Genomic DNA, 21,899 nt, shown 5'->3' with positions numbered 1-21,899 from the left:
TTCTACCGTGGCTGCCCCTTGTCTCGTCATGCCAGATGGTCGGGTCAGCTTCCGAGCGCTGTTTTCACCGCTGCCGCCGCGTCGCCGCCGTCGAAGGTGGTGACGCCGGCGATCCAGGGAGCAACCGCGTCCGGGTGCTTCTTCAGCCAGTCGGTCGCGACCGTATTGGCGTCGCCACCCTTCAGGATCGCGTCCATCATCTCGCCTTCCATGTCCAGGTTGAACTTCAGGTTGGTGATGAACTTGCCGGCATTCGGGCACTCGGTCGTATAGCCCTTGCGCACGATCGTATGCACGGTGGCGGCGCCGAAGCCAGTGTCGCCCATGCCGTCGAGATAGGTGATCTTCATGGCGCCCATCACCGGATGCGGCGTCCAGCCGAGGAAAGCGATCCATTCATTGTTTTTGATCGACTGCTCGGCCTGGGTGAGCATGCCGGCTTCGGAGGATTCGACCAGCTCGAAGCCTTCGAGATTGTCGGCCGGGTTCTTGATCATGTCGAGGATGATGCGGTTGCCGTCATTGCCGGCCTCGATGCCGTAGATCTTGCCGTCGAACTTGTCCTTGAACTTGCCGAGATCTGTCAGCGTTTTGACGCCGGCGTCGGCGACATAGGTCGGCACGACGATGCCGTAGCCGGCACCGCTCAAATTCTCGCTCACGGTCTCGATCGAGCCTTCTGCGGTGTAGTCCTTGATGTCGTTGGTCATCGACGGCATCCAGTTGCCGAGGAAGACATCGAGGTCCTTGTTCTTCAGCGACGCCATCGTCACCGGCACCGAAAGCTGGATTACCTGCGGCTCGTAGCCGAGCGCGGTGAGCAGCACCGAGGCTATGCCGGTTGTCGCCTGGATGTCGGTCCAGCCGACATCGGACATGCGCACCGTCTTGCAGCTTTCCGGATCGCCGGCGAAGGCCGCAGTCGTGGATAGAAAAGCCGCCAGGCCGAGACCGGCGACGAATGAATTCATGCGCGACATCAAAATTCTCCCATTTCAGTTCTCGGTGAAGCGAAGTGGCGGTTTTATCTCCACCTTTGTTCCGTCAGCCAAACACCATTCTGCTGCGGTTTCAAGCACTAAGGCAACCACGATCAACGGCGCAGGCTGGTCGATCAACGACACGCCCGCCGCTTTCCGGATGGAAGTCGTCTTTTCCCGGTGGAATGTAGGCGCTCCCCCTCCCCGCTTTGTTGCAACTCGGCTTAAAAGGACGGCATGGCCAAGCTGTACTTCCACTATGCAACGATGAATGCCGGCAAGACGACGATGTTGTTGCAGGCCTCGTATAATTACCGCGAGCGCGGCATGACGACGATGCTGTTCATCGCCGGCCACTATCGCAAGGGCGATACCGGGCTGATCTCGTCGCGTATCGGCCTGGAGACGGAAGCCGAGATGTTCCGCGACGGCGACGACCTATTCGCCCGGGTCGCCGAGCATCATGACCACGCCACGGTCCATTGTGTCTTTATCGATGAGGCGCAGTTCCTCGAAGAGGAGCAGGTCTGGCAACTCGCCCGCATCGCCGACCGGCTGAACATCCCGGTCATGTGCTACGGCCTGCGCACCGATTTCCAAGGCAAGCTGTTTTCCGGCTCGCGCGCCCTGCTGGCGATCGCCGACGACCTGCGCGAGGTGCGCACCATCTGCCGCTGCGGCCGCAAGGCGACGATGGTGGTGCGCCTCGGCGCCGACGGCAAGGTGGCCAAACAGGGCGAACAAGTGGCGATCGGCAAGGACGTCTATGTCTCGCTCTGCCGCCGCCATTGGGAAGAGGAAATGGGCCGCGCCGCCCCAGACGATTTCATCGGCTTCACCAAAGCCTAAACCAGCGCTATTGCTTTCATCCGACCTCCCGGCTGACATTCGTTCCGCAATCGCGCCATTGCGGCCTTTGTTGAGCGTGCTGCCTATTTTGATCCACTGCCAGAGCCGTCGGGAGTTCCCATGCTTCGAGTAATTTCGTCTGCAACTGCTTTCCTCATTGCCGGCATCGTTGCCGCGCATGCCGACGGCGATGCTGCTCTCGGCAAGAAGGTCTTCAACAGATGCATGGTCTGTCACGAGGCAACGAGCGACCGCGACAAGGTCGGCCCGCATCTGCTTGGTGTCGTCGGCCGCACCGCCGGCACCGCGGACAGTTATCTCAGCCGTTACTCGCAGGCGATGAAGGATGCCGGCGCCGCCGGTTTGGTCTGGGACGAAGCAAACCTTGCCGAATACCTGCGCGCGCCCCGGCAGAAGGTCCCCGGCAACAAAATGGCCTTCTCCGGCCTGACCAGCGACGAGGACATCGCCAACGTCATCGCCTACCTCAAAGCCGATCCCAAGCCTTGAGCGTCGCTCCCGAGCAAAAATCCAGCCGAGGTCGAAGCGGTGCCTGACCGGCCGGCAGTTACAGCGTAATCATGGCTTGATTATCCTGCAGTCGCCTCCTGAAATTCTTTGTTTTCCTGTAATCCCATGTCTTCCGTCTTTCATTCGCCAAACCCGGCACATATATTCGCGGCGGTTTGCGAAACGAAACCGATGCCGAAGCGGAGGCCCCAATGGCGACATTGCAGAATTTCGATGCCGAGATTGCCAAGACCAAGCAGGTCGTGCAGGACATGCGCACCAAGATTGAGCAGTCCGGTGCCGTGCTCGACACGCTCGCCACCGCCGACAAGAAGATCGGCGATGCCAATTTCGACATCGAGAATGCCCGCATCGAGGATGTGCTGAAGCAGCAGAAGGTGATGGAAGGCAATATCGCCGACCTGATCATCGGCCTCGAGGACGCTACCAACGTCTTCGGCGCCGAATTCGAGAGCATGAAGAACTACACCGGCTGGGAAAGTTTCGTCGGCGTCTTCTCCAGCCAGCGCAAGCAGCGCATGCGCACCGACCGCGTCCGCAACATGTCGCTGGCCGGCAATTTGCAGGAACTGCTGGCGAAGTCCGACACCATCGTCGGCATCCTCAAGGCGCAGAAGCAGGTTCTCGACACGCGCTACAAAACCTCCGAGGCCAGCCTGTCGCAGGTGATCGAGCGCCGCAAGACCACGATGTCCAATCTCGAGACCGTGCAGAAGCGCATCGAGGAGCTCAACCCGATGCTGCTCGACATCGAGAACAAGATCGCCGCCTCGACCAGCCAGAAGGGGCGCACGCAGCTTGAAGGCGAGCGTTCGAAACTGGCCACGGAATACAACGAGAAGCAGGCCAAGGAGCAAGAATTGCTGGCCGAAAGCCAGACGCTGGAGCGCTACACCTCGATGTTCCAGACCTTCGTCGATTCGCTCAACAACCAGATCGCGGCGCAATCGACGCTGATCAACAAGCTGACCATCGATACCGAGCAGCGCATCGTGCTGTACAAGGCGCTGGAAGATTCGCTGAAGACCGCCGCCCAACAGGATGTCGCCCACAAGATCAACACGCTGGGCAGCCAGGTCGACAACACCGCCGAAGAGACCATGGCCGGCATTGGTGCTGCCTCGCAGAAGCACATTGGCGATCTGCTTGAAATGCACGAGAAGAACATGGTCGCCACCGCCGACATCCAGCGCCGCAAGAAGCTCGCCGACGATGCCTTCGCCCGCCGCTTCGACGACGTGATGAAGAAGCACAATTCGGCAAATTATGTGCAGTCGTAATTGCTGCACGTGCACTGCTCCCAAGGGCTGGCAGCATGACCCCCGAAAACGAAGCGGCGGCGCGCTATTTCTCGGCGATCGCGGCGGCACTTGGCGGCCTCGAAGTGTTCATGCGCGACGATCGCTCGCCGCTCTACCGGCACGGCATCGTCGCCAAGATCGTCGCCGAATATATTGCGCGGCTCGACAAGTCGTTCTCATGCTGGCGCAACCGGCTGGGCTTCACCGAGACGTTCCGCATCTCGCGCGCCGAAAGCGGTTTTCCGGTCTTTCAGAACCTGCTCGAGCTGGAAAACGACCGCCTCCAGGCCGATGCGCGCCTCGCCAACCTCCCGCTGGCCGGCGAGCTGCGCGAGGAAATGGCGGACTTCATCCTGCGCCACAAGGAATTTCCCGAAGCGCTGCAGAAATCGATGGCCGAGCGGCTCTACCTCGAAGACGTCAAGAGCGAGACCACCTTTGGCCCGTTCACGCTGGCCCAGACGGCCAAGGTTTCGGTCAATCCGAAGACGTTGCGGCCCTATTATCTGGTCCACTGGGCCTGCTTCGATGGCAGCGCCAACCTGCCGCTGGTCTATATGGTGACGGTCGAGGATTCCTCGGATGACATGATCCGGCAACTGGTCGACTCCGGCGGCAAGCTTAACGAGAGGGTCGACATTCCGCTGCCGGTCGACGGCCTGCTCAATCCCGAGCTCGCCCACCGTTTCGACGATTTCACCGAGAAGAATTCCGCCTACACGCTGTCGCCGGCGACCATCGCGGTCAACCTCGACAAGGATTTCGAACCGCTGCATCCCAAGCAGCTGCGTCGCGTCGTGCTCGGCCCGTTCTATTCTGCAGGGATTACCGACAACAATTCGACGGTAAGCGAAGTGCTGGCCAAGGTGCGCAAGCCGGAAAACGCCTGGCTGCTGACCTGGACCATCCAGGAGGTCTTTTCCAAGGCCGAGAAGCCAGGCCGCAAGGGGCTGTTCTCGAGCGAAAAGACGACGCAGGAATTCTTCATCAATACCGACGATCTCGAGGCCGCGCGCCAGGGCGTGTCGAGCTATGAGAACCATGCGCTGATCCCGCACGAGGCCTATCAGGCGCTCTATGCCGCCGGCGAGGCGCAGAAGATCTTTTCGGGCTACAAGGTCCACATCCTGTCCAAAGGGCAGGTCATCAGCGACGTCTGACCGTCAAATCGCGGAGCATCTTCCATGGACACCGGCCTGACCACCATCCCGGAAGCGGCAATTGAAAAGCACCGCGCCACTGCGCAAAGTTTCATCACCCGCATCGTCGTGCTGGAAGACCCATCGCGCGAGTCCGGCACAGCGCTTGCCGGCACCAACCGCCGCTTCGTCTCGACCGTCTCGGTCGGCTCGGTTCGCCGCACGCGCGAGGTCGAGCTCGCCAAAACCGTCGCCGCCGTCCATCCCGACGACCAATTGCTGACCATACCGCAGCACATGCTGTTGTTTCGCGCTCGGCGCGGGGCGGCAATAGCGCTAGCCATATCGGATGTCTTCGCCGAAGGCTCGGACCTCGAAAGCCTGCAGGCGAAAAACGCCCGCGCGCCGCTCGAAGGCGACGAAGCTGCCACCTTCAAGAAGCTGCTGTCGGCCTCTGCCTACATCTCCGCCTTCAGCCTCGCCTCCTATTTGTTCCAGCTGATCGACAGCGACGGCGAGGCGCCGAACGACACGCCCGAGCCGGACTTTCTGTTCGACACCCCGCAGGATGCGGTGAAGTCGATCGTGGCCGGGCTCGACAGGGCGATAGCAGGTTCGAAGGACGACGCCGACCTGATGACCCGCGCCCGCGCCTTTGCCCGCGTAGCCATCGACGGGCTGTTGGCGCGAAAGGGCCGCTTCGACGGCATCGGCCCGTTCGAGAACGCCCATATCCGCATCGACGTCGACGATTTTACCCTCGATGGTTTCGACGTCGCCCCTGGCAAGCGGGCAAAACCGCTGGTGATGACCTTCAAGAAACCGGAAGAGGTCGTCGGCAACCACATCGCCAAGTACCAGTCGGTAAAGCTCGCCAAGATGCTGATGGCGTACGACTTCGAGCGCGAGCTGAACCCATTCGTCGAGCTTGGCGGCTTCCTGTTCACGTTTATCGGCGACGGCGCGCCCGGCACCGGCAAGACGACGCTGATCCAGATGATCGCCGGCCTTCTCAACGGCTACTGCCAAGTCGCCGGCTATCCCTTCGCCTACGAAAATTTCGGCGTCGACCAGATCTCCTCCTACCAGGGCAAGTCCGGCCAGAACTGCCGCCAGTTCATCAACAATGTGCTGAACCCGCGCGTCATCGGCTTCGGCACCATCGACGATATCGACCAGGTCGCCGCACGCCGCTCAGACGACCGCGCCTCGGCCGGCCAGCAGGAAATCACCGGTGTGCTGATGGACGCATTTGCCGGCGCGGCAACCGTGGTGCGCGGCAATTGCTCGTTCGGCATGTTTTCCAACTATCCCGAAAACGTTGACGACGCATTGCGCCAGCGCGCCGGCGCCCGCTGGCTGGTCGACGGCCCGCAGAGCCGCGACGACTACATCGACATCTTCGTCCTGCTCGCCGGCAAGAACCACAAGATCCCGCTCGGCGACCACAAGCTCTATGCCGCTCAGGAAATCCAGCGCGCGGTGATGGAGGCTTACGAGGAGCATGAGAAGCCGCAGGAAGACGGGCTGATGAAGGTCTATGAGCGCTACATGAAGGACAACGGCGCGCCGAAGTCGATGGCCGATATCGGCACCTATCTGCACTTGATCAAGGATGCCGAGCCGCGTTTCACCGGACGCGCCATCAAGAACGTCACCGACGCGATCAAGATGCGCGCCATGGACATCGAATTGCCCGACGAGTGGTTCGAGAAGCCGGAAGCCTTCATGCACAAAAGCTACGACGACAAGAAGGCGATGATCGAGGAACTGCGAGGGCCGTTCTCGATGGACATGGTCATGCAGGAGATCAACCGCTATGCGGATTCCGAATTCCGCTATTCCGACAAGTCGGACGATGCGGCGGTGAGCAAGATGATCCGCGACACCCGTCTGCGGGAGCGTGCCGTCCGCGAGATCGAGGAGTTGAAGAAGAAGGGAATGTGGAATGCGTGATCTTCCTTCTCACCGGATAGCACTGTTTCCGGTGCGATGCATAAGCTCCCACAGCAACGCTGAAAGACGTGGCTCAAACGCTGACGCCCCCCTCTCCCCGTTCTTCACGGGGAGAGGGTAAGGGTGAGGGGCAGCGCATGCGTGGGCCAGAAATAGACACAACCAAGCGCGCAAGGCGCCTGCGTCAATCCGACAACGATGCAGAAACCGCGCTCTGGCTGGAGTTGCGCGACCGCAGACTGAACGGCCATAAATTCGTACGGCAGTTGCCGATAGGCTCTTACTTCGTCGATTTCGCCTGCAGAGACTGCCAGCTCGTCGTCGAAGTCGATGGCAGTCAGCATGTCGGCAGCCAATATGATCGAATCCGAGATCGCTTCATCGTCTCCGATGGCTGGTCTATCCTTCGCTTTTGGAACGTAGACGTATTGAAGGAGCGGGAAGCAGTCCTTGAAACAGTGGTGGCTGCGATCGAAGGGCGCCTCGAACGCCATATCGAAACGCGTGATCTTCGATTTGTCGCCGCCAAAGGCTATGGAGAGACATGTCCTTGACCGTTTGCGCTGCCCCTCACCCTTACCCTCTCCCCGTGAAGAACGGGGAGAGGGGGGCGTCAGCGTTGGAGCTCGGTCATCCAGCGCAAGATCCGTTGGGACTACGCGCATGAGTCCTGCCAAGAAACCCGACCTGCTACGCGACAACGAGCTGATCTACGGCCGGCTGCTGACGGTCGACGAGCCGCATCTGATCCAGCGCTACAACAAGGCGATGGTCGCCTTCGGGCTGAAGCCGACCAAGCTGAAAAGCTTCGAGATCGACCGTACCGGCTTTTCGCCGCAGGTCGCCGAGGAATGCGGCGACTACAGCTACCTCGATCCGAACGAGGTCAACCGCCGCTTCATCATCCTGACGCCGTCGCAGATCGACCTGCCGGTGGTGCACACGGCTTTCTCCAACACCTCGCTGCTGATGTACGAGTTCATGTCGAAGAACCAGCGCGCCATCGATGCGCTGACAATCAAGGACGTCATCTACGGCGAGATCGAGGATTCAGTGCCCAAGGTCGACGACATCGAGGATCTGCTGTCGATCAACCAGGTCGAGTTCAAGGTGCTGTCGGCCGAGGACGTGCTGGGCAAGGCCGCCGAGCTCGGCAAGCTGGTCGACCGGCTGAAGCAGGAACCGGATGCCTGGCGCGACAATGCCATGCTTGCACACATGGTCGAGCTGGCGAAGGTCTGCGGCGACATCCGCGAGAATGCGCTGGTGCCGGACCAGGTGATCTTCCGCCACAACGCCTATTGGACCAGCCATTTCGGCGGGCTCTATGTGTTCGTCGATCCCGACGTGACGACGGTGATCAGCGACCCGGCAGCGCCGGGTTTCCGCCGTTCGCGGCCGTGGCAGGTGAGCTACCTCTCGATCCACGACGCCGACAAGGTGTTCAAGTTCCTCGCTTCGACCGGCCGCATCGAGCTGCCGCGCGCCTCATGGATCGAAACCTCCGGCTATCTCGAGCATCGCGCCGAAATGGTGGTGCGCGCGCTGATCCGCGACGCCGAGCCCGACCGCAATCTGACCGACGTCGACAAGGTCTGGCTGCAGACCTGGATCCACGGCCATGCCGATCTGATCGCCAGGGATGGCAATTTTCCCTTCCTCAACGCCGCCAAGCGCGAGATCGCTCAGCTCGGCCATCTCAAGATAGAGGATGTGTTCCCGCAGCAGCGCTTCCTGGTGATCCGCGCCAAGCCGGACCATCAAGACGCCTGGCTGACCAACCAGCTGATCTCGGACTTCGTGCCGCAGGACTTCGTTTCGCGTTACGTCTTCAACAAGCCGGGCTTCTACAGGGATTATGACGGCTTCAGCGACGCTTGGCGATCGCATGTTGTGGACGTTCTGAAAACCACATATTTGAAGGACAAGGTGGCGTTTCGCACACGCCTCTACGGCTTGACTGACTGAGGGGGTGACATCGCCATGCTTGATCCGATCGTGAATTTCTTCACCCGGATTTTCCAGTGGATTGGCCGCGGCATCGGCTTGCTCATCGGCGCGATCCTGTGGCCGTTCCTGTGGGCGGGGCGCTGGTACACGCAACGCGGCTGGATCCTGAAGGCGGTGCTCGGCCTGGCTGTCGTCGTGCTGATCGGCCTCTACATTAATTTCTTCTACGCCACCCAGTGGTGGAACAATTTCGACCCGAATTACGTCGACAAATACACGTTCGAAAAGCGCAACAGCTCCGCCGGTGAACAGGTCTCTGCAGGCGCCGGCACCGACACGGCCAAGACCTGCGGAAATTCAGCCATTGCCCAGGTTGCGGCCGACCTGACCGACTTCAACGTCAACCAGAATGCCTGGGTGTCGTCGATGATCCTCTACAAGCTCGGCCTGTTCGGCATCGACTGGGACCACACGCCGTTCATGGACAACAAGGCTTCGTTCCAGCGCGGCATCAACCAGGCGGTGCGGCGCACGGCGACCGAGCTTGCCGACAATCTCGGCCGCGTCCGCACCACCTCGCAGATCGACGCCGACCTGCAGGACGCCCGCGGCAATCTGCAGTTCGATGAGGAAACCTGGTACTTCGGCTTGAACCCGTTTGGTCCCAAGACGCCGACCCCGAGCTATTATCGCGACGCGGTGCGCAAGCTGCGTTCCTTCAACGCCCGTCTGGCAGCCTGCCAGGCCACGTTCGATGCCCGCGCCGACAATCTCAAGCAGTATATCGACCGCATCTCGTCCGACATCGGCTCGACCTCGGCGATCCTCAAGGAGCGTGCCGAAAACCACAACAATGGCTGGTTCGACACCCGTGCCGACGACCGCTTCTGGTTCGCCTATGGCCAGCTTTATGCCTATTACGGGCTGATGAAGGGCGCGCAGGCCGACTTCGAGGACGTCATCAAGGAAAAGCACCTGCAGAACCTGTGGGATACGATGGACGCGCAATTCGTCTCGGCGCTGCGCATCCAGCCCTTCATCATCGCCAATGGCCGCGAGGACGGCTGGCTGTTGCCGACACATCTGACGACGATGGGGTTTTACATACTCAGGGTCCGCTCGAACATGGTCGAGATCAGCAACGTGCTGACGCAGTAGCGGATCGTTCCGCGCAGCCGGCGCTGGTGAATTTGCGCCGTTGCTTCTGTCGCTTTTCGCGTATTACGCGACTGTTTTGAGACGGCGGAACCGCGCCTGCTCTGGCTTCTATACGGCGCGGCGACCGGCGCGAAAAAAGAACCTGTAGCAGGGCAGCCGACCGCAGAGGCACTTTCTTCGTAGGAAACATAGTTGCATGAAAGTTGACGCCGCGGCAGCGACAGGGGTAGAACATGCCCGCGCCTGCAGTGCCGGGCTTGCGACCACAGTAATCGAATCCGTTCAATTCAGAGGGAAGCCGTCATGGCCGAAGTGAAGTCCGACATCGAGATCGCGCGCGGCGCCAGGAAGAAGCAGATCCAGGAGATCGGCCAGAAGATCGGCATTCCGAGCGAACATCTTCTGCCCTACGGCCACGACAAGGCGAAGATCTCGGCCGAGTTCATCAAGTCGGTGAAGGGCAACAAGGACGGCAAGCTGATCCTCGTGACCGCCATCAACCCGACACCGGCCGGCGAAGGCAAGACGACGACGACGGTGGGCTTGGGCGATGGCCTCAACCGCATCGGCAAGAAGGCCATCGTCTGCATCCGCGAGGCTTCGCTCGGACCGAATTTCGGCGTCAAGGGCGGTGCCGCCGGCGGCGGCTATGCGCAGGTCGTGCCGATGGAGGACATGAACCTCCACTTCACCGGCGATTTCCATGCCATCACCACCGCCCATAATCTGCTGTCGGCGCTGATCGACAACCATATCTATTGGGGCAACGAGCTCGGCATCGACACCCGCCGTGTCGTCTGGCGCCGCGTCATGGACATGAACGACCGGTCGCTGCGCGAGATCATCTGTTCGCTCGGCGGCGTCGCCAACGGTTTCCCGCGCGAGGCCGGTTTCGACATCACAGTCGCCTCGGAAGTCATGGCCATCCTGTGCCTGTCGACCGACCTGAAGGACCTGGAAAAGCGCCTCGGCGACATCATCGTCGCCTATCGTCGCGACAAGTCGGCCGTCTATGCCCGCGACCTCAAGGCCGACGGCGCGATGGCCGTACTCTTGAAGGACGCCATGCAGCCCAATCTCGTGCAGACGCTGGAGAACAACCCGGCTTTCGTCCATGGCGGCCCCTTCGCCAACATCGCGCATGGCTGCAACTCCGTCGTTGCCACCACGACGGCGCTGAAGCTTGCCGATTACGTCGTCACCGAAGCCGGTTTCGGCGCCGACCTCGGTGCCGAAAAGTTCTTCGACATCAAATGCCGCAAGGCCGGCCTGAGGCCGGCAGCGGCGGTCATCGTCGCCACGGTTCGCGCCATGAAGATGAATGGCGGCGTCAAGAAGGAGGAACTCGGCAAGGAGAACGTCGACGCGGTCAAGAAGGGATGTGCGAATCTGGGCCGCCACATCGAGAACATCCGCCAGTTCGGTGTGCCGGCAGTGGTCGCCATCAACCATTTCTACTCCGACACCGAGGCCGAGATCCAGGCGATGAAGGACTACGTCGCCTCGATGGGCGAAGAGGCGATCCTGTGCAAGCACTGGGCTCAGGGATCGGCCGGCATCGAGGAACTGGCCAAAAGAGTCGTGGCGTTGGCCGAATCCGGCGCGTCGCAATTTGCCCCGCTCTATCCTGACGCCATGCCGCTGTTCGAGAAGATCAACACCATCGTCCAGCGCATCTATCGCGGTTCCGAAGCGATCGCCGACAAATCGGTGCGCGACCAGCTCCACGCCTGGGAGCACGCCGGCTACGGTCATTTGCCGGTCTGCATGGCCAAGACGCAATATTCCTTCTCCACCGATCCGAATCTGCGCGGCGCGCCGACCGGCCACACCGTGCCGGTGCGCGAGGTCAGGCTGTCTGCCGGCGCCGGCTTCGTCGTCATCATCTGCGGCGAGGTGATGACCATGCCCGGTCTGCCCAAAGCGCCATCCTCGGAAAAGATCTTCCTGAACGAAATGGGCCAGATCGAGGGCCTGTTCTAAGGATATCAACGCTCGAACGGCAAAGGGCGCCGCAACGCTGCGGCGCCCTTCTGCCTGCTCGCAATAGTCTCCTACGCCGCGCTTCGCGCCAGCGCGCGCTGGTTGGAGGCATAGGGTGTGTCGTGCTGGGGTACCACGCCGGTCTTCAGGCAATCGATCCATTCGGCGGTTTTGAGAACGGCCGCGAAGCGCGACTGCAATACGATCGTCACGACGCGATGGATTTCCTCGCCCGAAGCGTAGCCGGCGCTGTTGGCGTAGGGCAACGACCCCGTCGCGTCCGACAGGAACTCGACCTCAAAACCCATATGCACGGCATGGATGACCGTGGACAGATCGCAATTATGCGTCATGTAGCCGATGACCGTGATCGTATCGATAGAGTTGGCGCGCAGCCACTCCTCTAAATCCGTGCCGGTGAAGGCGCTGGGCAAGTTCTTTTCGATGTAGTGGTCGCGGTTTCGCCTGGCGATTTCCGGGTGCAACTCGGCGCCATGGCTGCCCTTGGCGAAGACCGATGAGGTTTCCGGTGCCAACTGCTTGATGACCACCACCTTGACGCCTGCCTCGGTGGCCGCGTCCATCGCTCGCGCCACATTGACGACGCTCTCGCGGAACGGCGGATGCTGGATGGCGAGGTTGCCGCCGTCATAGTCGTTCTGAACATCGATGACGATGAGGGCGCGGCGTGGAGCTTTGCCTTTGGCTGGGTCCGACATGGGGTTTTCCTTTCCCGTTTGGCATTGATGGGTGGACGATAAGCGCGGCGCCGGATCGCAAAAAGTGTCCCGATTGACATTGTTCGAAAGAATTGGGACAATCGGTGTCACCCTTTGCTGGAGCTCCCATGGCCGATCCTGTCGTTGCCGCCATCGCCTTCGATGGCATCAGCCCGTTTCATCTCTCCGTGCCGTGTCTCGTGTTCGGCGCGGATCGCACGACGCTCGGCCTGCCGCGCTTCGACTTCCGGGTCTGCGCGATTGAGAACGGGCCGATCCGCACTGATGCCGGGCTGACCATCAGCGTCCCGCACGGGCTTTCAGCGCTCGATGATGCCGACATCGTCATCGTGCCGAGTTGGAAGAATCTCGGGATCTCACCGCCGACGACACTGATCGAGGCGTTGCTTGGCGCGCACGAGCGCGGCGCGCTGATTGTCGGACTGTGCTTGGGAACGTTCGCTGTCGCGGCGACCGGATTGCTTTCGGGGCGGCGAGCCGCGACGCACTGGGCCTACGCGGATCAGCTGCAGGAACTCTATCCCGACATTCTCGTCGAACCAGAAGTGCTCTACATCGACGATGGCGATGTCGTGACATCCGCCGGCGTCGCCGCCGGGCTTGACTGCTGCCTGCACGTCGTACGGGCTCGTTACGGCGCGGAGGCAGCGCTTCGCCTTGCCCGGCAGATCGTGCTTTCTCCGCATCGGCAGGGCGGGCAGGCGCAATTCATCGAACGTCCCATCGCCAGAACCGGCAATGCGGACCGCTTCACCCAGGCTCTCGAAACGGTGCGCAAAACCCTGGGTGATCCGCACAGTCTGGACAGCGTTGCCGGTCTCGCCGGCCTCACCCGCCGGACGTTCACGCGCCGTTTCCAGAAAACGATCGGCACCAGTTTCGGCGACTGGCTGACCGACCAGCGTGTGCAACTCGCACAGCGGCTGCTGGAAGCAACGGAAAAATCGATGGATACGGTTGCCTTCGAGGCCGGCTTCGGCAGCGCCACCTCGCTGCGCCAGCATTTCGCGGCGCGGCTCAGAACCTCGCCCGGGCAGTATCGGCGCGAATTCTCGAGGAGTGTCGATTTGGATAGACGCGGCGCTTCACGCTGATCCGGCTCACCCGCTCCTGATTACCCGTGCCGGATTGCCGACCACCGTGGTGTTCGCCGCCACGTCGCGCGTCACCACGGCACCGGCGCCGACGATGGCGCCATCACCGATCCTGACCCCGCCGAGGATGATGGCACTGCCGCCGATCCAGACATTGTCGCCGATCTCGACCGGCCTGGCGATCTCCAGCCCTGCCCGCCGCCCGGCAGCCTGCTTGTGGTGCTCGGCGCAATAGATCTGCACATTCGGGCCGAGCAGCGTTCCCTTGCCGATGCGGACTTGCGCCGTATCGAGAATAGTGCAGCCGGCATTGAGGAAGACGCGGTCGCCGAGAAAGATGTTGAAGCCATAAGCGCAGTGGGACGGCGCTTCGATCCGGGCGCCCTCGCCTGCAGCGCCGAGCAGCGCCCGCAAGGCAGGCCCGATATCGCCGCGCTGTCGTGGTGGCAGGCTGTTGTGCTCGAACACCGCGTCGCGTGCCGTGATCCGCAGCGCCTCCAGTTCCGGGTCGAGGCAGCAATACCACTCGCCCGCCGCCATTTTCGTGCGTTCGCTCCCCGTCATGGCCGCAACTCCAGTCTCAATCTTTGCCAAGCACAACTGGTGAAAATACGGAAGCGCCGGCGGCGACACCACCTCTGGTCAAATACCGGACCTATGGTAGCTTGCTCTCTCGGACCTGTCCCAAGCCGGCCATCGAGGGATCAATCATGCTGTACATTCTTGCACTCCTGATTGGCATCGTTGCCGGGCTTCGCGCCATGACTGCGCCCGCCGCGGTCGCCTGGGGCGCCTGGCTAGGCTGGTTGCCGGTCACCGGCACCTGGGCGAGTTTCATGGGTCACTGGATCGCCGTCGGCATCTTCACCATCCTGGCCATCGCCGAACTGGTCACCGACCAGCTGCCATCGGCGCCGAGCCGCAAGGTGCCGCAGCAATTCGGCACGCGCATCGTCTTGGGCGCTTTCACCGGCGCGGTGATCGGCGCCACCGGCGGCGCCACCATCGGCGGCCTGATCGCCGGCGCCGTCGGCGCGGTGATCGGCACGTTGGGCGGCGCCGAGGCGCGTAAACGCCTGGCCACCGCCTTCGGCAAGGACCCGCCCGCCGCCTTCATCGAGGACGCGGTGGCGATCGTCGGCGGACTTCTGATCGTGGCGGCGGTGGCATGACGGCAAAGACATTCGACGCCATCATCGTCGGTGCCGGGCAGGCCGGCCCACCGCTCGCCGGCCGGCTGAATGCGGCCGGCATGAGCGTGGCGCTGATCGAGCGAAAGCTGGTCGGCGGCACTTGCGTCAACACCGGCTGCACGCCGACCAAAACGATGGTGGCAAGCGCCTATGCCGCGCATCTCGCCCGCTGCGCCGCGGACTACGGTGTGACGCTCTCCGGTCCCGTCGGCGTCAACTACAAGGCGATCAAGGCGCGCAAGGACAAAGTCTCGAACGATGCCCGCGGCAATCTCGAAGACTGGATTGCCGGCATGGACAAATGCACGCTCTATCGCGGCCATGCGCGCTTCGTGACCGCCAATACGGTGCGCGTCGGCGACGATCTGCTGAGCGCCGAAAAGATCTTCCTCAACACCGGCGGCCGCGCCTCGGTGCCCGACCTGCCCGGCATCGACGGCATTTCTTACCTGACCAATTCGTCGATGATGGATCTCGACGTGCTGCCGCGCCATCTCATCGTCGTCGGCGGCAGCTATGTCTCGCTCGAATTCGCGCAGATGTTCCGCCGCTTCGGTTCCGAAGTCACGGTCATCGAAAAGAGCCCGCGCCTGATCGGCCGCGAGGACGATGACGTCTCGGACGCCATTTTGTCGATCCTCGAAAACGAAGCCATTGCCGTCCATCTCGGCGCCGACGATATCCGCTTCGCCAGGCGAGGCAACGAAATCGCCGTGACCTTCTCGCCAGGCAAGGCGGCTGCGGTCGGCTCGCATGTGCTGCTGGCCCTGGGCCGCACGCCAAACACCGACGATCTCGGCCTCGACAAAGCCGGCGTCGAGGTCGACAAACGCGGCTTCATCGTCGTCGACGACCAGCTGCGCACCAGCGTGCCCGGCATCTGGGCGATGGGCGACTGCAACGGCAAGGGCGCCTTCACCCACACCTCGTACAATGACTACGAGATTGTCGCCGCCAACCTGCTCGACAACGATCCGCGCAAGGTCAGCGACCGCATCGAGGCCTATGCGCTCTATATCGACCCACCACTCGGCCGCTGCGGCATGACCGAAGCCGCGGTAAGGAAATCCGGCCGCCGCGCCCTTGTCGGCCAGCGGCCAATGACCCGCGTCAGCCGTGCCGTCGAAAAAGGTGAGACGCAAGGCTTCATGAAGATCCTGGTCGATGCCGACACCAAGGAAATCCTCGGCTGTTCGGTGCTCGGCCCGGGTGGCGACGAGGCAGTGCACTGCGTGCTCGATCTGATGTATGCCAAGGCGCCGGTCAGTACGCTGGCGCGCGCGGTGCACATCCACCCGAACGTCTCGGAGCTTCTGCCGACCATCGCCCAGGAATTGAAGCCGCTGGCATAGGCCGGGCGCAGGCGTTATCTCGCGATCCTTTGAGCGCCAGGCCCGGATAGAGCCGTGCGCCCATAGCGCGAAAAGCTGGACCAATCGACAGTGTATTGGCGAAAGGGCATGTGTTCGGTCTCGTTTCCTGGAGACAGTCCATGCAGAAATCCATCGAACGCATCGCCGGCGACAGCGAGGGCGTTTCCTACGAATTCCCCGTCTTCCGGTTCACCGGAACGGACAAGACAGCGCCTTCGGCCTATCTGCAGGCGGCACTTCATGCCGGCGAATTGCCGGGCGTCGTTGCCATCGATGCGCTGATGCCGATGCTCAGCAGGGCGGAAGCCGAAGGCCGCATCAGCGGCAATATGACCATCGTGCCCTGGGCCAATCCGATCGGCCGCGCGCAATATCTCTATGGCGACCATCAGGGCCGCTTCCATCTGGGGACGCGCACCAATTTCAATCGCGGCTTTCCGCGGCTCGCCGCGCCCGACCTCACGCTCCTGCCGGCGCACGGCACGGTCGATCAGCGGCTGAAGACGCGGCTGCTGCAGCTCTCCATCGGCCACGACATCGTGCTCGACCTGCACTGCGACGATGAAGGCCTCGCCTACCTCTACGTCCACACCAGCCTGTGGCCGGCCATGGCGGATTGTGCGGCGGCTATGGGCGTCGATGCGGTGATGCTGTGGCACGAAGATCCCGACGGCACCTTCGAAGGCGCCTCGATCATGCCGTATCAGAACGTTCCCGCCGACGTCGCGCGCCTCGATCGGCGCGTCGCCACCACCGTCGAATATCGCGGCATACTCGACGTCGACGGCGCCCTCGCCAGCGCCGACGCCGAAGGGCTCTACCGGCTGCTGGTGGCGCGCGGCGTCATCCGGGATCAGGCGCTGCCCGCGTCTGGCAGCTTCGGAGGACTCGTCGCGCCGATCGAAAATATCGAGATGATGCCGGCGCCCCGTTCGGGCGCGATCCTCTACCACGTGAAGCCGAGCGACCGCGTCACCAAGGGTGCGCGCCTTGCCACCATCGTCCACGCGCCGGGTGAGCCCGACGGCCGCACGGAAGTGTTGGCGCCCCAGGCCGGCCTCATCCTGACACGCCGCTCGCGCCGCATAATTCGCGCCGGCGAGGACCTCTTGAAGCTGGTCGGCGACAGGAAGAGTGCCGATGCAAGGTCGGGGACGCTGGAGGACTGACGCAACCCGCCAGGCTACCCCGAAATCGCCTGTCGCGCCTTGGACTCCAGCCATTCGGCCATCTGCCGGTAAGGCACCGGACCATGGCTCACGCGGGCGACGCCGAGTTCGGCAAGCCTCTGGCGCGGCGGCACATGCGCCAGTGCAATGATGTTGACCGGCAATGCCGTTGCCTGGCAGAGCGCCTCGATCAGGCCTTCATCGGCAAGCCCCGGCGCAAAGAAGCCATGCGCTCCGGCCCTTTCGTAGGCGTGCGCCCGCTCGATCGCCTGATCGAGGAGAGCCTTGTCGTGCGCATCCGGTTTCGCCTTCAGGAAAATGTCGGTTCGGGCGTTAATGAAGGCCGGAATACCCGAGGTCTTCACGGCCGCCGCGGCGGCTTCGATCCGCCTCACCTGTATGGCGATGTCGTGCAGCCCACTGCCGCCGACAATCTGATCCTCGAAATTAAAGCCGACGGCTCCAGCCTGCACGGCGAGCCCCACGCTGCGGGCGACAACCTCCGGAGCGACCCCGTAACCGCCCTCGAGGTCCATGGTTACCGGCAGATCCACCGCCGCAACGATGCGTTTGATGTTTTCGAGCGCCAGTTCCAACGGGATTTTCTCGCCATCGGCGAATCCGAAAGCGGCCGCGACCGGCCAGCTTCCGGTGGCGATGGCCTTGGCCCCTGCTTGCGCGATGATCTTGGCGGAGCCTGGGTCCCAGGCATTGTAGAGGACAATCGGGTTGCCCTTGACATGGAGGGAATGGAACGTCCGTGCGCGGTCGATCTGCTCGGTCATCGATGTTTTCCCGTCTTCCTGCTGTTTGATGCAGAGTCTAGGCAGGACTGCCGGTCTTGGCCATGTGCCATGGGTTGCGAAAGCAGCAGCCACCCCACAGACTTTCAAACCTGTTGCGCATACCGCTTTTCGCGGCTATGGATTTCGCCATGAATATGCGTTCGATCAAGACCATTTGGTGGTGGGCTCGCTGACAGCGGCCTGTTCGAACGCGTTCGCGTGACAATAGAAGGTGGCCGCAGCGGAATGTCCGGGCGGCCATTTGTTTTTTCAAGCCATTCCCGGGTCCGTTGCCCCAAAGACGCTGATGGAGACGGCAATGACGACGAAAATTCTGGAGAATGGCGCCGAGCGCTTCGTCACCGCGGGTGGCGTGGCGATTACCCGCCAGCGCCATGACCGGCCATATGAGGGCGCGATCGACGGCTATGTCGATGGCCTGAATTCGCGCCGCGGCGCCGTGTTTTCCTCGAATTACGAATATCCCGGCCGTTATACGCGCTGGGATACCGCCATCATCGATCCGCCGCTGGTGATCTCGGCACGCGGCCGCGCCATGCGCATCGAGGCGCTGAACCGCCGTGGCGAGGTGCTTTTGCCGGTGATCGGTACGGTGCTTGCCGGCCTTGACGATGTCACGATCGCCGAGACGTCGAACAAACTCATCCGCCTCGAGGTCGCCAAGCCCGGCCGTGTCTTCACCGAAGAGGAACGCAGCCGCGTTCCCTCCGTGTTCACCGTGCTGCGCGCCATCACCGCTTTGTTCAAAACCGAGGAAGACGCCAATCTCGGCCTCTATGGCGCCTTCGGCTACGACCTCGCCTTCCAGTTCGATCCGGTCGACTACAAGCTCGAGCGCAAGCCAAGCCAGCGCGATCTCGTGCTGTTCCTGCCCGACGAGATCCTCGTCGTCGACCATTATTCGACCAAGGCCTGGACCGACCGCTACGACTATTCCGGCGACGGCTTTTCGACCGAAGGCCTGCCGCGCGACGAAATCGTCGAGCCGTTCAGGACCGCCGCCCGCATCCCGCCGCGCGGTGACCACGAGCCCGGCGAATATGCCAAGCTGGTGCGCAAGGCGATGACGAGCTTTGAGCGCGGCGACCTGTTCGAAGTGGTGCCGGGGCAGATGTTCTACGAACGCTGCGAAACCCAGCCCTCCGAGATTTCCCGCAAGCTGAAGAGCATCAATCCCTCGCCCTATTCCTTCTTCATCAATCTCGGCGAGGGCGAATATCTGATCGGCGCCTCGCCGGAAATGTTCGTTCGCGTCAACGGCCGCCGCGTCGAGACCTGCCCGATCTCCGGCACTATCAAGCGCGGCGACGATGCCATTTCCGATAGCGAGCAGATCCTCAAGCTGCTCAATTCCAAGAAGGACGAGTCCGAACTCACCATGTGCTCGGATGTCGACCGCAACGACAAGTCGAGGGTCTGCGAGCCGGGCTCGGTGCGCGTCATCGGCCGTCGCCAGATCGAGATGTATTCGCGCCTGATCCACACCGTCGACCACATTGAGGGACGGCTGCGCGAAGGCATGGACGCCTTCGACGCCTTCCTGTCGCATGCCTGGGCCGTCACCGTCACCGGCGCGCCGAAATTATGGGCCATGCGCTTCATCGAGCAGAACGAGAAGAGCCCGCGCGCCTGGTATGGCGGGGCGATCGGCATGGTCAATTTCAACGGTGACATGAACACCGGCCTGACGCTTCGCACCATCCGCATCAAGGACGGCATTGCCGAGGTGCGCGCCGGCGCCACGCTGCTCTTCGACAGCATACCCGAAGAAGAAGAAGCCGAAACCGAACTGAAGGCATCCGCCATGATCTCCGCCATCCGCGACGCCAAGTCAGGCAATGCCGCCAGCACCGAACGCAGCACCGCGCGGGTCGGCGATGGCGTCAACATCCTGCTGGTCGACCACGAGGACTCCTTCGTCCATACGCTGGCCAACTATTTCCGCCAGACCGGCGCCAATGTCTCGACGGTGCGCACGCCGGTGCCGGACGAGGTCTTCGACCGGCTGAAGCCAAACCTGGTCGTGCTGTCGCCCGGCCCCGGCACGCCGAAGGACTTCGACTGCGCCGCCACCATCAAGCGAGCCCGTGCGCGCGACCTGCCGATCTTCGGCGTCTGCCTCGGGCTGCAGGCGCTGGCCGAGGCCTATGGCGGCGAGCTGCGGCAATTGCACATCCCGATGCATGGCAAGCCGTCGCGCATCCGCGTGTCGAAGCCGGGCATCATCTTCTCCGGCCTGCCCAAGGAGGTGACGGTCGGCCGCTATCATTCTATCTTCGCCGATCCGGTGCGGCTGCCCGATGGTTTTGTCGTCACCGCCGAGACCGAGGACGGCATCATCATGGCCTTCGAGCACCGCAAGGAGCCGATCGCCGCTGTGCAGTTCCACCCGGAATCGATCATGACGCTCGGCCACAATGCCGGCATGCGCATCATCGAGAACATCGTCGCGCACCTGCCGCGCAAGGCCAAGGAAAAGGCCGCTTAATTCGAGGGCTCAGTGTTGGGATTTCTTCCCCAGTGACCGCGGCAGAAATCAAAGCAGCCGCCAGGCAGAAGGTCGCCAGCCTCGCTTTCTGGTCGATCGTCGTCGCCTTCGTCGTGCTCGGCCTCAAGCTGGTGGCCTGGTACGTCACCGGTTCGGTTGCGCTTTATTCGGACGCGCTGGAATCGATCGTCAACGTCATTGCCTCGGCCGCCGCCTATTGGGCGATCCAGGTCAGCTACAAGCCAGCCGACCAGGACCATCCGTTCGGCCACCACAAGGCCGAGTATTTCTCGGCCGTCCTGGAAGGCGTGCTGATCGTGCTTGCCGCCCTGCTCATCCTCAACGAGGTCTGGTGGTCGTGGCAGCATCCGGCCCCGCTCGAACAGCCATGGACCGGCCTTGCCGTCAACGGCGTCGCAACCGTCATCAACGCCGTCTGGGCCTTGACGCTGATCCGCACCGGACGGAGTGAAAAATCACCGGCGCTGGTTGCCGACGGCAGGCATATCATGACCGACGTAGCGACCTCGGTCGGTGTCTTCATTGGCCTGGTCGGCGCCGTGCTGACCGGCTGGCAGGTTCTCGATCCGGCTCTTGCGGTGATCGTGGCGCTGAACATCCTGTGGCAGGGCTGGCACGTCATCGGCTCGTCGATGAACGGGCTGATGGACCGCGCCGTCGACACCCAGGAACATATCCGTATCCGCGACATCATCTCTGCCAATTGCAAGGGCGCGCTCGAGGTCCACGACCTGAAGACGCGCATCGCCGGCCGCGCCACCTTCATCGAGTTCCATCTGGTCGTCGACGCCGACATGTCGGTCGGCGCCAGCCACGTCATCTGCGACCGCATCGAGGACGCGCTGCGGGCAGAGATTCCTTCGGTTCGCGTCATCATCCATGTCGAGCCCGACGACGAAGCGAAACTGCCCAAGGGCACGACGGCCGTGCCGTTCGCGTGAAGCAATTCGCGCAGAAAAATCGCTCAGTCGTGACCCTTCGCGCCCCCTCTGTCCTGCCGGACATCTCCCCCACAAGTGGGGAGATTGGCCGTCACCGCGGCTTTTGCCAATAGCCATAGTCGCAGGAGTGAGTGACGCGAGGAAGGATAGTGTCCTGAAGGTTCTGCAAAAAGTTTTGGAGAGAGAACGGCGCTTGCTCTGAAGGGCGAGCGGCCATGGCACGGTGG

The 21,899-nt window shown here is 62.4% G+C and carries 20 protein-coding genes; 15 read left to right on the top strand and 5 right to left on the bottom strand.

The window, feature by feature from the left end; translation table 11 throughout:
* Positions 1-44: 44 nt before the first annotated feature.
* Positions 45-980, bottom strand: a complete 936-nt coding sequence (locus NKH29_RS15650) for a choline ABC transporter substrate-binding protein (protein ID WP_023719231.1) — start codon at positions 978-980, stop codon at positions 45-47.
* Positions 981-995: 15 nt separating this feature from the next.
* Positions 996-1,124 (bottom strand): hypothetical protein, encoded by a 129-nt coding sequence (locus NKH29_RS15645; RefSeq protein WP_280940418.1) that lies wholly within the window; start codon positions 1,122-1,124, stop codon positions 996-998.
* A 93-nt stretch (positions 1,125-1,217) separates the two neighbouring features.
* On the opposite strand from NKH29_RS15645, the gene NKH29_RS15640 reads away from it, so the two are divergent.
* The 9 genes from NKH29_RS15640 to NKH29_RS15600 all read left to right on the top strand — a co-directional run bounded on the left by NKH29_RS15640 (position 1,218) and on the right by NKH29_RS15600 (position 11,847).
* Positions 1,218-1,829, top strand: a complete 612-nt coding sequence (locus NKH29_RS15640; RefSeq protein WP_023719232.1) for a thymidine kinase — start codon at positions 1,218-1,220, stop codon at positions 1,827-1,829.
* A 120-nt stretch (positions 1,830-1,949) separates the two neighbouring features.
* Entirely contained in the window at positions 1,950-2,339 is a 390-nt protein-coding gene (locus tag NKH29_RS15635; RefSeq protein ID WP_023719233.1) for a c-type cytochrome, read from the top strand.
* A gap of 212 nt (positions 2,340-2,551) precedes the next feature.
* Positions 2,552-3,640, top strand: coding sequence for a hypothetical protein (locus NKH29_RS15630; RefSeq protein ID WP_352494786.1), 1,089 nt, complete (start codon positions 2,552-2,554; stop codon positions 3,638-3,640).
* A 35-nt stretch (positions 3,641-3,675) separates the two neighbouring features.
* Positions 3,676-4,821, top strand: coding sequence for a hypothetical protein (locus tag NKH29_RS15625; RefSeq protein WP_023719235.1), 1,146 nt, complete (start codon positions 3,676-3,678; stop codon positions 4,819-4,821).
* 24 nt (positions 4,822-4,845) lie between these two features.
* Positions 4,846-6,756, top strand: coding sequence for an AAA family ATPase (locus NKH29_RS15620; protein ID WP_352546816.1), 1,911 nt, complete (start codon positions 4,846-4,848; stop codon positions 6,754-6,756).
* A 137-nt stretch (positions 6,757-6,893) separates the two neighbouring features.
* On the top strand, positions 6,894-7,310 hold the full coding sequence (locus tag NKH29_RS15615) for an endonuclease domain-containing protein (protein WP_084642682.1): 417 nt from the start codon (positions 6,894-6,896) through the stop codon (positions 7,308-7,310).
* A 109-nt stretch (positions 7,311-7,419) separates the two neighbouring features.
* The gene (locus tag NKH29_RS15610; RefSeq protein ID WP_352494784.1) at positions 7,420-8,724 is read left to right on the top strand and encodes a DUF6638 family protein; all 1,305 of its coding nucleotides are present in this window, start codon (positions 7,420-7,422) and stop codon (positions 8,722-8,724) included.
* Between the two features lie 15 nt (positions 8,725-8,739).
* A complete protein-coding gene (locus NKH29_RS15605) occupies positions 8,740-9,864 on the top strand; it encodes a DUF2333 family protein (RefSeq protein WP_023719239.1) in 1,125 nt (374 codons plus the stop codon).
* A gap of 303 nt (positions 9,865-10,167) precedes the next feature.
* Positions 10,168-11,847, top strand: a complete 1,680-nt coding sequence (locus NKH29_RS15600) for a formate--tetrahydrofolate ligase (RefSeq protein ID WP_353000079.1) — start codon at positions 10,168-10,170, stop codon at positions 11,845-11,847.
* Between the two features lie 71 nt (positions 11,848-11,918).
* On the opposite strand, the gene NKH29_RS15595 is transcribed toward NKH29_RS15600, so the two are convergent.
* A complete protein-coding gene (locus NKH29_RS15595; protein ID WP_352482061.1) occupies positions 11,919-12,566 on the bottom strand; it encodes a cysteine hydrolase family protein in 648 nt (215 codons plus the stop codon).
* Positions 12,567-12,694: 128 nt separating this feature from the next.
* On the opposite strand from NKH29_RS15595, the gene NKH29_RS15590 reads away from it, so the two are divergent.
* On the top strand, positions 12,695-13,681 hold the full coding sequence (locus tag NKH29_RS15590; RefSeq protein WP_352856584.1) for a helix-turn-helix domain-containing protein: 987 nt from the start codon (positions 12,695-12,697) through the stop codon (positions 13,679-13,681).
* A 6-nt stretch (positions 13,682-13,687) separates the two neighbouring features.
* Here the strand turns inward: NKH29_RS15590 and NKH29_RS15585 are convergent, their stop codons facing one another.
* Positions 13,688-14,245 (bottom strand): sugar O-acetyltransferase, encoded by a 558-nt coding sequence (locus tag NKH29_RS15585; protein ID WP_023719242.1) that lies wholly within the window; start codon positions 14,243-14,245, stop codon positions 13,688-13,690.
* A 146-nt stretch (positions 14,246-14,391) separates the two neighbouring features.
* On the opposite strand from NKH29_RS15585, the gene NKH29_RS15580 reads away from it, so the two are divergent.
* From NKH29_RS15580 to NKH29_RS15570, 3 genes are all read left to right on the top strand, one after another.
* Entirely contained in the window at positions 14,392-14,853 is a 462-nt protein-coding gene (locus NKH29_RS15580) for a DUF4126 domain-containing protein (RefSeq protein ID WP_352482058.1), read from the top strand.
* Positions 14,850-16,226, top strand: a complete 1,377-nt coding sequence (locus NKH29_RS15575) for an FAD-containing oxidoreductase (RefSeq protein ID WP_352482056.1) — start codon at positions 14,850-14,852, stop codon at positions 16,224-16,226. The genes NKH29_RS15580 and NKH29_RS15575 overlap by 4 nt, the downstream gene beginning before the upstream one ends.
* Before the next feature lie 140 nt (positions 16,227-16,366).
* The gene (locus NKH29_RS15570) at positions 16,367-17,416 is read left to right on the top strand and encodes a M14 family metallopeptidase (protein ID WP_352817939.1); all 1,050 of its coding nucleotides are present in this window, start codon (positions 16,367-16,369) and stop codon (positions 17,414-17,416) included.
* Between the two features lie 14 nt (positions 17,417-17,430).
* Here NKH29_RS15570 and NKH29_RS15565 read toward each other — a convergent pair whose 3' ends face one another.
* Positions 17,431-18,201 carry an isocitrate lyase/PEP mutase family protein gene (locus tag NKH29_RS15565; RefSeq protein ID WP_023719246.1) on the bottom strand — a complete coding sequence of 257 codons (771 nt, stop codon included), beginning with the start codon at positions 18,199-18,201 and terminating at the stop codon, positions 17,431-17,433.
* Between the two features lie 319 nt (positions 18,202-18,520).
* Here NKH29_RS15565 and NKH29_RS15560 point away from each other — a divergent pair, with 319 nt between their 5' ends.
* Together NKH29_RS15560 and NKH29_RS15555 are read left to right on the top strand one after the other, a co-directional pair.
* Positions 18,521-20,710, top strand: coding sequence for an anthranilate synthase (locus NKH29_RS15560; RefSeq protein WP_353000077.1), 2,190 nt, complete (start codon positions 18,521-18,523; stop codon positions 20,708-20,710).
* Between the two features lie 32 nt (positions 20,711-20,742).
* Positions 20,743-21,672, top strand: a complete 930-nt coding sequence (locus NKH29_RS15555; RefSeq protein ID WP_023719249.1) for a cation diffusion facilitator family transporter — start codon at positions 20,743-20,745, stop codon at positions 21,670-21,672.
* Positions 21,673-21,899 lie beyond the last annotated feature (227 nt).

The sequence above is a fragment of the Mesorhizobium sp. M1295 genome, assembly GCF_040318135.1.
Taxonomy (GTDB): domain Bacteria; phylum Pseudomonadota; class Alphaproteobacteria; order Rhizobiales; family Rhizobiaceae; genus Mesorhizobium.
The sequence above is the reverse complement of the archived record's forward strand: the minus strand, read 5'-3'. Positions and strand labels throughout refer to the sequence as shown.

Excerpts from the sequence above, each read along its gene's own strand:
- NKH29_RS15650 (WP_023719231.1), bottom strand. The coding sequence starts at position 980 with ATGTCGCGCATGAATTCATTCGTCGCCGGTCTCGGCCTGGCGGCTTTT.
- NKH29_RS15605 (WP_023719239.1), top strand. The coding sequence starts at position 8,740 with ATGCTTGATCCGATCGTGAATTTCTTCACCCGGATTTTCCAGTGGATT.
- NKH29_RS15595 (WP_352482061.1), bottom strand. The coding sequence starts at position 12,566 with ATGTCGGACCCAGCCAAAGGCAAAGCTCCACGCCGCGCCCTCATCGTC.
- NKH29_RS15565 (WP_023719246.1), bottom strand. The coding sequence starts at position 18,201 with ATGACCGAGCAGATCGACCGCGCACGGACGTTCCATTCCCTCCATGTC.
- NKH29_RS15600 (WP_353000079.1), top strand. The coding sequence starts at position 10,168 with ATGGCCGAAGTGAAGTCCGACATCGAGATCGCGCGCGGCGCCAGGAAG.
- NKH29_RS15590 (WP_352856584.1), top strand. The coding sequence starts at position 12,695 with ATGGCCGATCCTGTCGTTGCCGCCATCGCCTTCGATGGCATCAGCCCG.
- NKH29_RS15570 (WP_352817939.1), top strand. The coding sequence starts at position 16,367 with ATGCAGAAATCCATCGAACGCATCGCCGGCGACAGCGAGGGCGTTTCC.
- NKH29_RS15560 (WP_353000077.1), top strand. The coding sequence starts at position 18,521 with ATGACGACGAAAATTCTGGAGAATGGCGCCGAGCGCTTCGTCACCGCG.
- NKH29_RS15640 (WP_023719232.1), top strand. The coding sequence starts at position 1,218 with ATGGCCAAGCTGTACTTCCACTATGCAACGATGAATGCCGGCAAGACG.
- NKH29_RS15585 (WP_023719242.1), bottom strand. The coding sequence starts at position 14,245 with ATGACGGGGAGCGAACGCACGAAAATGGCGGCGGGCGAGTGGTATTGC.
- NKH29_RS15615 (WP_084642682.1), top strand. The coding sequence starts at position 6,894 with ATGCGTGGGCCAGAAATAGACACAACCAAGCGCGCAAGGCGCCTGCGT.
- NKH29_RS15575 (WP_352482056.1), top strand. The coding sequence starts at position 14,850 with ATGACGGCAAAGACATTCGACGCCATCATCGTCGGTGCCGGGCAGGCC.
- NKH29_RS15635 (WP_023719233.1), top strand. The coding sequence starts at position 1,950 with ATGCTTCGAGTAATTTCGTCTGCAACTGCTTTCCTCATTGCCGGCATC.
- NKH29_RS15630 (WP_352494786.1), top strand. The coding sequence starts at position 2,552 with ATGGCGACATTGCAGAATTTCGATGCCGAGATTGCCAAGACCAAGCAG.
- NKH29_RS15610 (WP_352494784.1), top strand. The coding sequence starts at position 7,420 with ATGAGTCCTGCCAAGAAACCCGACCTGCTACGCGACAACGAGCTGATC.
- NKH29_RS15625 (WP_023719235.1), top strand. The coding sequence starts at position 3,676 with ATGACCCCCGAAAACGAAGCGGCGGCGCGCTATTTCTCGGCGATCGCG.
- NKH29_RS15620 (WP_352546816.1), top strand. The coding sequence starts at position 4,846 with ATGGACACCGGCCTGACCACCATCCCGGAAGCGGCAATTGAAAAGCAC.
- NKH29_RS15580 (WP_352482058.1), top strand. The coding sequence starts at position 14,392 with ATGCTGTACATTCTTGCACTCCTGATTGGCATCGTTGCCGGGCTTCGC.